5 protein-coding genes and 1 pseudogene are annotated in these 10,298 nt (G+C 73.2%); 3 read left to right on the top strand and 3 right to left on the bottom strand.

Annotated features, from left to right (window positions below; all coding sequences use genetic code 11):
- Window positions 1–462 (bottom strand): annotated as a pseudogene (locus tag AAHZ94_RS20025) (hypothetical protein); the annotation flags it as partial.
- Window positions 463–1,416: 954 nt separating this feature from the next.
- Between AAHZ94_RS20025 and AAHZ94_RS20030 the strand changes: the two are divergent.
- Together AAHZ94_RS20030 and AAHZ94_RS20035 are read left to right on the top strand one after the other, a co-directional pair.
- Window positions 1,417–1,923 carry a DUF6912 family protein gene (locus tag AAHZ94_RS20030; protein ID WP_349994346.1) on the top strand — a complete coding sequence of 169 codons (507 nt, stop codon included), beginning with the start codon at window positions 1,417–1,419 and terminating at the stop codon, window positions 1,921–1,923.
- A 445-nt stretch (window positions 1,924–2,368) separates the two neighbouring features.
- Window positions 2,369–3,031: an HAD family hydrolase gene (locus AAHZ94_RS20035; protein WP_349994347.1), complete on the top strand. Its 663-nt coding sequence runs from the start codon at window positions 2,369–2,371 to the stop codon at window positions 3,029–3,031.
- Window positions 3,032–3,308: 277 nt separating this feature from the next.
- Here the strand turns inward: AAHZ94_RS20035 and AAHZ94_RS20040 are convergent, their stop codons facing one another.
- Entirely contained in the window at window positions 3,309–3,875 is a 567-nt protein-coding gene (locus AAHZ94_RS20040; RefSeq protein ID WP_349994348.1) for a DJ-1/PfpI family protein, read from the bottom strand.
- A gap of 516 nt (window positions 3,876–4,391) precedes the next feature.
- Here AAHZ94_RS20040 and AAHZ94_RS20045 point away from each other — a divergent pair.
- Window positions 4,392–9,497, top strand: coding sequence for an NAD-glutamate dehydrogenase (locus AAHZ94_RS20045; protein WP_349994349.1), 5,106 nt, complete (start codon window positions 4,392–4,394; stop codon window positions 9,495–9,497).
- 258 nt (window positions 9,498–9,755) lie between these two features.
- Here the strand turns inward: AAHZ94_RS20045 and AAHZ94_RS20050 are convergent.
- Window positions 9,756–10,298, bottom strand: a 543-nt coding sequence (locus AAHZ94_RS20050; RefSeq protein ID WP_502964722.1) for a sigma-70 family RNA polymerase sigma factor family protein, incomplete at its 5' end; no start/stop codon positions are given.

The following is a 10,298-nucleotide window of genomic DNA, read 5'->3' on the forward strand; positions in this document are numbered from 1 at the left end:
CGAGCGGCCGCTACGTGCGCCGCCGGTGGGCCGGGGGGGGGGGGGCGGGGCGGGCCGGGGCGGGGGGCGGCCGCGCGCGCCGGGGCGGGGGGGGGGGGGGGGGCCCCGGTGGGGCGCGGGGGGGGCGGCGCGGACGTCCGCGGGGTGGGCGTCCCGCAGGTCCGCCGGGTGGGCGCCGCGGACGTCCGCCGGCTGGGGGTCCCGTGGATCCGCCGGCTGGGGCTCGCGTACGCCGCCCGTTCCGTGCGGGAGACGCGCGCCGGTCATCGGAGCGGGTGCCGTGGGGGCGGCCGGCGCGGCCGGCTGGCCGGGGTGGGGCTGGTGCAGGCCCGGTACGCGGCCGGGGGCGTACGTCCGATGGGCCGGGGGTGTTGCGGAGGTCGCCGCGGTGGGGCACCAGGCAGGGTGCGGGGCGAGCGCGGCCAACTGGTCGTAGGCGATGCCCTGGGTGTGGCCGAGCATCCAGTGCACCGGTCGCTGGCCGCTGAGGGTGAGCAGTAGCCGGTGGGCGAACCAGTAGCGCGGCAGTCGCTCGCGCGCCCGCTGCCTCGTCGCGGGGTCCGGGCCGCCGGGCCGCCGCTGGTCGTGCCGCCGCGGCGGACCGCCGGCCTGGCGCGGGACGCGGCGGGGTGTGGCCGGCCCCGAGCCGGTTCCGGCTCGGCTGCGAAGGGGCGGCTGGTTGCTGTTGCCGCTGTTGATAGCGCCGTCGGTGTTGCCGTTGCTGCTGGGGCTTGGGTCGGCACCGGTGGCTGCGCCCGCACTCGCGCTGGTGGTCGTACCCGTACCTGTGCTGGTGGTTGGAGCCGTACGCGTGCCCGTGCCGGCGGTCGTGCCCGTACCCGCACTCGTCCCCGCGCCCGGACCCGTGGCTGCGCCCGTGCCCCTACCCGTGCCCGCACCGGCGCGCGTCGGCAGTTGGCCGCTCGTGCGGGGGCGGGGGACGCGGGTCTCGGTGGGTGGTGGGGCGTCGTATGTCGCGGGCGGGGTGGGCGGTGTGCTCGTCCTCGGGGCGGGGGCCGGCACGGTGGGAGCGGGTGGTCGGGGGCTGCGGGGCGCCGTGCCCGTGAGGGGCGGGGTGTCGGTGGTTGCTCTCTGGGCCAGGCCGTTCGTCCGTCGGTGCATCCGTTGCTCGCCCCCGTTCTCCGGGCCCGGTTTCCGTACCGGGCGGTAGTTTCCGTCAGATGACTTCTACCGGCGGGTTCGCGGCGCGGGCAACGGCGAATCTCAGGTGTGGGCATCGCCGTGCGTGACCACCTATTCGGGTGATGGAGCCGGTCCCAGCAGGGTCGTCACGGAGGTTCGGGCCGTGCGGTGGGCGAGGCCCAGGGCGGTGTCGAGCCCCTACCCCGAAGGGGGACCGGCGCGCTTATGCTTGCCGACAGCACGGCCTCACAAGTCTTGATGAAAGCGGCGAACATGCGCGTGTACGTCCCCCTCACCCTCCCCGGCCTGGCCGAGGCCCACCAGGCGGGCGAGCTGGGCCCGGCCCCGCTGGACGCGTACGCGGTGACGCCGGCGCTGCGCGAGTGGTACGTGTCGGACGACATCGAGGAACTGGAGTACGCGGCGCTCAACCGGGCCGCCGCGGCCTCGCTGCGCCGGATCGCCGGCGACCCGACCGCACCGCGCCGCCGGGTGGTCGTCGCGGTCGACGTACCGGACGGCCAGGCGGTGGCCGATCCGGACCGCGGGCTCGACCAGTCGGCCCTCGGCGAGGTGCGGATCTCCGCGACGGTGCCGCTCGGCAAGGCCGCCGCGGTGCACGTGGACTCGGAGGAGGCGGAGCCGGACGTGACCGCCGCCGCTGCCGCCCTCGGCGCCGCCGACCAGGGCGATGACGACGCCCGCTTCACGGTGGACGGGGCCGAGGACCACGAGCTGCTGTGGTACGCGACGCAGGAGATTCCTAACCTGATCGGTTGACCCGTTGCCCGTTGCCCGTTGCCCGTTGCCCGTTGCCCGTTGCCCGTTGACCCGCTGATCGGCTGACCTGCCGACCGTCCACCGGTCGCGTGCCTGGCGTGGAGGCGGCCGGCCGGTCCGCCGGCCGGTCTGCTGCGGGTGGGACCGGCCGCCGTGCCGCGCCGACCTTGTGGCCGCCGCCACCCCGACCCCGCCACCCCCGACCCCGGCGCAGCCGCGCCTGCTGGGGAGGGCGGAGTGCGCGGGGCGGGTGCGGCAGGTACGGGCCGCGGGCCGGTCGCTCCGGCAGGGCCCGGCGGGCGGCGGCGCTGCCCGGGGCGGCGCCGCGCCGGACACGCGGCTCCCACTCGCCGGACACGCGGCTCCCACTCGCCGGGCGCGTAGCCACCCCCACGGCCGGTACTGGACCGGGGGAGTGTCAGAGGGGCCGGGTACCGTCGTGGGCATGGGGAAGCATGAGACGCACATCATCTGGGACTGGAACGGCACCCTCTACCACGACCTCGACGCCGTGATCGCGGCCACCAACGCCGCGTTCGCCGAGATCGGCCTCGCACCCATCACGCTCGACCGGTATCGCGAGCTGTACTGCGTGCCGGTGCCGCGCTTCTACGAACGCCTGATGGGGCGGCTGCCGACGCAGGACGAGTGGCTCCAGATGGATGTGGTCTTCCGGCGGCGGTACGAGGAGCAGCAGGTCGGCTGCGAGCTCGCGGACGGCGCCGCGGCGCTGCTCGAAGGCTGGCAGACGGCGGGCCGCACCCAGTCGCTGCTCTCGCTCTACGGGCACGAGAGCCTGTTGCCGCTGGTCAGCCGCTTCGGCATAGCCTCGCGGTTCGTCCGGGTCCAGGGGCGTGTCGGCCCGTCGGGCGGGGGCAAGGCGGAGCACATGGTGCGCCACCTCGCGGAGCTGCCGGACGTGGACGTGGCCCGCACCGTGGTCATCGGTGACGCCGTGGACGACGCGTTGGCCGCTCAGCACGTGGGGGCCAGGGCCGTGCTCTACTCCGGCGGTTCCCACAGCCACGCCAGCCTGGCGGAGGTGGGCGTGCCCATAGCCGACACGCTGGCCGAAGCGGTGGAGCTGGCCGAGGCGCTGACGGCCTGACCCGACGGACGCGGCCTGACCCGACGGACGGCGGGCCGCCCCGTACCGGACACGACGGTACGGGCGCCTGCCGCACGCGGGGGTGCGGGCGCCCGACCGGTCCCCCCCGTGCCCAGCCCCTACCACTCCAAGGCACCCGGCAGCCCCAGCCCACCTGCCAGCCCCAGCCCACCTCGCAGCCCCGGCCGCCCAGCGTGCCCAGCGGCCTGGGCGCCCCACTCCGGCCGCGACCCGAGCCCAGCGACCCAAGCCCACCCCGGCAAGCGGGCCGGGGCCCTCACCCCAAAGGTGCCTTGGCCCGGAGGACCGTGAGGAATTCCCGCATCCAGGCCGAGTGGTCCGGCCAGGCGCGGGCGGAGACCAGCGGGCCGTCCACGACGACCTCGGCGTCCTGGAAGGTGGCGCCGGCCGACTGCATGTCGAGTTCGAGCGCGGGATAGGAGGTGACGCGGCGGCCACTGAGGCTGTCGGTGGCGGCGGTCAGCAGCGGGCCGTGGCAGATCTGGGCCACCGGCTTGTCGGCGTCGAAGAACGCCTTGACTACCTTGCGCAGCTCGCCGTCGTTGCGTAGGTACTCCGGGGCCCGGCCGCCTGGCACCACCAGCGCGGCGTACTGCCCCGGGTCGACCTCGGCGAAGGCCAGGTCGGCCGGCCAGGTGTAGCCGGGCTTCTCGGTGTACGTGTCGTAGCCGTCCTCGAAGTCGTGGACGACGAAGCGGAGCTTCTTGCGGCTCGGTGCCGCGATGTGGACCTCGTACCCCTCCTCGCGCAGCCGCTGGTAGGGGTAGAGCACCTCCAGGGACTCCGCCGCGTCGCCCGTCACGATGAGGATCTTCGCCGTCATCCGCCTACCTCCGTGGTGCGCCGGTGTGCCGGGCGGGGCTGACCCCCACGACGCTGGCTCCTCCGGCGCTGGCTCCGAACTGTCCGGGTTTGTTCACCGTGCACTGCCGGGCGGGGTTTGCCAAGCCCTTCGACCCCGTTCGGCGACTTCCTGCCGTGTGCGTTGCGCTTTGGTCCGTTTCGCTCAAAGTTCCGGACCCAGATTTGTATATATCGGGCCGCTGACGTCGGCCCAGGGGGGAGCGATAGCCTTACGGCGTGATCAGCGCGATATCCCACGAGGGCAGAGTGGCCCTCGCCGCCGGCTGTTGCCGGGCGGGAGTACAGCGCCCGGCGCACCATAGTGCCCGGGGCGTCGCGAGATCTCTTTCACAGGGTTGTTGGCCACATTTGGTCAGGAGTGGCCCAGCCCGAGCTCATTCCCGCATAACGTCGACAGCGACCGGCGATCCCGCGTCACGACGTCATGCCACCGCACATCGATGTCACGCAACGGCGCGCGACAGGAGCAGAGGAAATGCAGACCAAGCTGGACGAAGCCAAGGCCGAGCTGCTCGAACGAGCGGCCCGGGTCGCTGAGCAGAACCCCGCCCACAACCAGCAGCCGGAGCGGGGGCTCGATTCCGAGACCCTTCGCGCCTACCTCCAGCGCTACTACCTGCACACCGCCTACGAGGACCTGAGCGGGCGGGACCCGGTCGACCTCTTCGGTGCCGCGCTCTCGCACTACCGGCTGGCGCAGGTCAGGCCGCAGGGCACGGCGAACCTGCGCGTCCACACGCCCACGGTCGAGGAGAACGGCTGGACCTGCACCCACTCGGTGGTGGAGGTCGTCACCGACGACATGCCCTTCCTGGTGGACTCGGTCACCAACGAGCTCTCCCGGCAGGGCCGCGGCATCCACGTCGTGATCCACCCGCAGGTCGTGGTGCGCCGTGACGTGACCGGCAAGCTGCTCGAAGTCCTCGGCTCGCAGCGGGACCCGGAGGGCATCACCCTCGCCACCGGCCCCGACGTGGTCGGCGGGACCGCCGCCGGGGTCGCCGCGGCCACCGCCGTACTGCCGGCGGGCGACCTGCCGCACGACGCGGTGACGGAGTCCTGGATCCACGTCGAATTCGACCGCGAGACCGACCGCGGCGACCTCAAGCAGATCACCGCCGACCTGCGGCGGGTCCTGTCCGATGTGCGCGAGGCCGTCGAGGACTGGACCAAGATGCGTGAGTCCGCGCTGCGCATCGCGGATGAGCTGCCCGCCGAGCCGACCGCCAGTGACCTGCGGGAACAGGAGGTCGAGGAGGCCCAGGAACTGCTGCGCTGGCTGGCCGCCGACCACTTCACCTTCCTCGGTTACCGCGAGTACGAGCTGACCGCGGCGCCCGGCGAGGGCGGCGTGGAAGAGGACGTCCTGACCGCCGTGCCCGGCACCGGCCTCGGCATCCTGCGCTCCGACCCGGCGCACGCCGCCGACGGCAACCACGCGGCGCCCGGCGACGGCCGCCCCGGCTCGCCCTCCTTCAACCGGCTGCCGGCCGACGCCCGCGCCAAGGCCCGCGAGCACAAGCTGCTCATCCTGACCAAGGCCAACAGCCGGGCCACCGTGCACCGGCCGTCCTACCTCGACTACGTCGGCGTCAAGAAGTTCGACGCGGACGGCAACGTGGTGGGCGAGCGCCGGTTCCTCGGCCTGTTCTCGTCGGCCGCGTACACCGAGTCGGTGCGCCGGGTCCCGGTCATCCGCCGCAAGGTCGCCGAGGTGCTGTCCACCGCGGGCTTCACGCCGCAGAGCCACGACGGCCGCGACCTGCTCCAGATCCTGGAGACCTACCCGCGCGACGAGCTGTTCCAGACCCCGGTCGACCAGCTCCGTTCCATCACCACCTCGGTCCTCTACCTCCAGGAGCGGCGCCGGCTGCGGCTGTTCCTGCGGCAGGACGAGTACGGCCGCTACTACTCGGCCCTCGTCTACCTGCCCCGCGACCGCTACACCACCGGCGTCCGGCTGCGGCTGATCGACATCCTCAAGGAGGAGTTGAACGGCACCAGCGTCGACTTCACCGCCTGGAACACCGAGTCGGTGCTCTCCCGGCTGCACTTCGTGATCCGCGTCGCGCCCGGGGCGACCCTGGCCGACCTGACCGACACCGACGCCGACCGCATCGAGGCCCGCCTGGTGGAGGCCGCCCGCTCGTGGGCCGACGGCTTCGCCGAGGCGCTGAGCGCCGAGGTCGGCGAGGAGCACGCCGCCGAACTGCTGCGCCGGTACGGCAATGCCTTCCCCGAGGGGTACAAGGCCGACCACACGCCGCGCTCCGCCGTCTCCGACCTCCAGCACCTGGAGCGGCTGACCACCGCCGGCGGCCAGCGCGAGTTCGCGCTCAGCCTGTACGAGCCGGTCGGCGCAGGACCCGGCGAGCGCCGCTTCAAGATCTACCGCAGCGGCGGCCAGGTCTCCCTGTCGGCCGTCCTCCCCGTGCTCCAGCGGCTCGGCGTGGAGGTCGTGGACGAGCGCCCGTACGAGCTGCGCTGCTCGGACCGGTCCACCGCCTGGATCTACGACTTCGGCCTGCGGCTCCCCGAGCGGGTGGAGAGCGACGACGCCCGCGAGCGCTTCCAGAACGCGTTCGCCGCGGTGTGGACCGGCCGGGCCGAGAACGACAACTTCAACGAGCTGGTGCTCAGCGCCGGGCTCGACTGGCGGCAGGCGATGGTGCTCCGCGCGTACGCGAAGTACCTGCGGCAGGCCGGCTCCACCTTCAGTCAGACGTACATGGAGGACACCCTCCGCAACAACGTGCACACCACCCGGCTGCTGGTGAACCTCTTCGAGGCGCGGATGGCGCCCGAACGGCAGCGGGCCGGGAACGAGCTCACCGATGCGCTGCTCGAAGAGTTGGACGCCGCCCTCGACCAGGTCGCGAGCCTGGACGAGGACCGCATCCTGCGCTCCTTCCTCACCGTCATCAAGGCCACGCTGCGCACCAACCACTTCCAGCGCACCGGTGGCACCAGCGGCCCCGACGGTCAGCACGACGGCGCGGGCCAGCCGCACGGCTACCTGTCCATCAAGCTCGACCCGCAGGCCATCCCCGACCTGCCGGCGCCCCGCCCGGCGTACGAGATCTGGGTGTACTCGCCGCGCGTGGAGGGCGTCCACCTGCGGTTCGGCAAGGTCGCCCGCGGTGGGCTGCGCTGGTCCGACCGGCGCGAGGACTTCCGTACGGAGATCCTCGGCCTGGTCAAGGCGCAGATGGTGAAGAACACCGTCATCGTGCCGGTGGGCGCCAAGGGCGGCTTCGTCGGCAAGCGGCTGCCCGACCCGTCGGTCGACCGGGACGCCTGGCTGGCCGAGGGCATCGCCTGCTACAAGATCTTCATCTCCGGGCTGCTGGACATCACCGACAACCTGGTCGGCGGGCAGGTCGTGCACCCCGAGGGCGTCGTCCGGCACGACGAGGACGACACGTACCTGGTGGTCGCGGCCGACAAGGGCACCGCCACCTTCTCCGACATCGCCAACGAGGTCGCCGTCGACTACGGCTTCTGGCTCGGCGACGCCTTCGCGTCCGGCGGCTCGGCCGGCTACGACCACAAGGGCATGGGCATCACCGCCCGCGGCGCCTGGGAGTCGGTCAAGCGGCACTTCCGCGAGCTCGGCCACGACACCCAGACCGAGGACTTCACGGTCGTGGGCGTCGGCGACATGAGCGGCGACGTGTTCGGCAACGGCATGCTGCTCAGCGAGCACATCCGGCTGGTGGCCGCCTTCGACCACCGGCACATCTTCCTCGACCCGAACCCGGACGCGGCCGTCTCCTATGCCGAGCGCCGCCGGCTGTTCGAGCTGCCGCGCTCCTCGTGGGGCGACTACGACACCAAGCTGCTGTCCACCGGCGGCGGCGTGCACCCGCGCAGCGCCAAGTCCATTTCGGTCAACGCGCAGGTCAGGGCGGCCCTCGGGATTCCCGCCGGGGTCACCAAGCTGACGCCGGCCGAGCTGATGAAGGCCATCCTCCAGGCCCCGGTCGACCTGCTGTGGAACGGCGGCATCGGCACGTACGTCAAGTCCTCGCTCGAATCGCACGCGGACGTCGGTGACAAGGCCAACGACGCGATCCGGGTGGACGGCCAGGAGCTGCGGGTCAAGGTCGTCGGCGAGGGCGGCAACCTGGGCCTGACCCAGCTCGGCCGGATCGAGTTCGCCAGCGTCGGCGGGCCGCGGGACGCCGAGGGCCGGGCCACCGGTGGCCGGATCAACACCGACGCGATCGACAACAGCGCCGGCGTGGACACCTCGGACCACGAGGTCAACATCAAGATCCTGCTCAACTCGGTGGTCGCCGACGGCGACATGACCGTCAAGCAGCGCAACAAGCTGCTCGCCGAGATGACCGACGAGGTCGGCGCGCTGGTGCTGCGGAACAACTACGCGCAGAACACCGCGCTGGCCAACGCCGTCGCCCAGGCGCCCAGCCTGCTCCACGCCCACCAGCGCTTCATGCGCCGCCTCGGACGCGAGGGCCGGCTGGACCGGCAGTTGGAGTTCCTGCCCAGCGACCGGCAGATCCGTGAGCGGCTGGCCGCCTCGCGCGGTCTGACCCAGCCCGAGCTGGCCGTGATCCTCGCGTACATCAAGATCACGGTGGCCGAGGAGCTGGTGGCCACCAAGCTGCCGGACGACCCGTACCTCCAGCGGCTGCTGCACGCCTACTTCCCGCAGGCGCTGCGGGACCAGTTCGGCGAGCAGATCGACGCGCACGCGCTGCGCCGCGAGATCATCACGACCGTGCTGGTCAACGACACCGTCAACACCGGCGGTTCGACCTTCCTGCACCGGATGCGGGAGGAGACCGGCGCCTCCACCGAGGAGATCGTGCGCGCGCAGACCGCGGGCCGCGAGATCTTCGGCCTGGCCGGAGTGTGGGACGAGGTCGAGGCGCTGGACAACGTGGTCTCGGCGGATGTGCAGACCCGCGTCCGGCTGCACTCGCGGCGGCTGGTCGAGCGCGGTACGCGCTGGTTGCTCAACAACCGCCCGCAGCCGCTGGAGCTCGCCGAGACGATCGACTTCTTCAGCGAGCGGGTGGCGACCGTGTGGGCCGCCCTGCCGAAGCTGCTGCGCGGTGCCGACCTGGACTGGTACCAGGGCATCAACGAGGAGCTGAGCCAGGCGGGCGTGCCGGAGGAGTTGGCCTCGCGGGTGGCGAGCTTCTCGTCCGCCTTCCCGACGCTGGACATCGTCGCCGTCGCGGACCGCACCGGCAAGGACCCGCTGGCCGTCGCCGAGGTCTACTACGACATCGCCGACCGGCTGCGGATCACCCAGCTCATGGACCGCATCATCGAGCTGCCGCGCGCCGACCGCTGGCAGTCCATGGCCCGCGCCTCCATCCGCGAGGACCTGTACGCGGCGCACGCCGCACTCACCTCCGACATCCTCTCGGTGGGCAACGGCGACGCCACGCCCGAGCAGCGGTTCAAGGCGTGGGAGGAGAAGAACGCGGCCCTGCTCACCCGGGCCCGCGGCACGCTGGAGGAGATCCAGGGTTCGGACGACTTCGACCTGGCGAACCTGTCGGTGGCCATGCGCACGATGCGGACGCTGCTGCGCTCGCACGGCTGAGCAGGCTGGCCGCGGCCCGTCCGGGGGCTGGTGCGTTGGCCCGTACGGCGGCTGGTGCGTCGGTCAGTCCGGCGGGGTGGTGCGCCGGTCCGTCCGGCGGGCGGTGCGCCGGCCAGTTCGGGCGGCGATCCCCGGTGGCCGGCCGGAGAGTGGTACGACGCCGAGGGGCGGTACGGAGCGAATCCGTACCGCCCCTCGGGGTGTTGCGGGCCGACGCGCGCCGGTGGGCCGACGCGCGCCGTCTCCGGGTGGTCCGGCTTACGAATCGGTCCAGTCGGCCGCCAGCGACAGCAGGTCGAGCCGTTCGATGCGGGCCGGGTCGGCGAGGATGTCGATGCGGTGCACCTTGCCGTCGCGGACGGTGAAGCTCAGCAGCGACTGCGGGGCGTCGTCGACGATCGAGATGACCCCCGCCGCGCCGTTGACCAGGACCGGCACCGGGGTCGACGCCGCGTACCTGGCGAAGGCCAGGGCCTGCCGGCTGACGGCGTCGGCGCCGTGCAGTTCGAGGATGCCGCCGGCCGCTGCCGCAGCGCCGCCCGCCGCCCCGGCGATGCCGCTGATGCCGGCGCCGAGGTCCGCGTGCAGCACGATGTCCGGGGCCAGCACCGACACCAGCGCGTCGAAGTCGCCGCTGCGCGAGGCCGCGAGGAACGCGTCCACGACGGCACGCTGGCGCGGCGGGTCGGGATCGGGCCCGGGCTCGGTGCCGCCCCCCCCCCCGGGGGGCCCCCGCCCCCCCGCGGGGGGGCCCCCCCCCGGGGGGGGCCCCCCCCCCCCCCGCGCCCGCGGCCCCGCCCC

The sequence above is a fragment of the Streptomyces sp. HSW2009 genome (genome assembly GCF_040240285.1).
Lineage (GTDB): Bacteria > Actinomycetota > Actinomycetes > Streptomycetales > Streptomycetaceae > Streptomyces.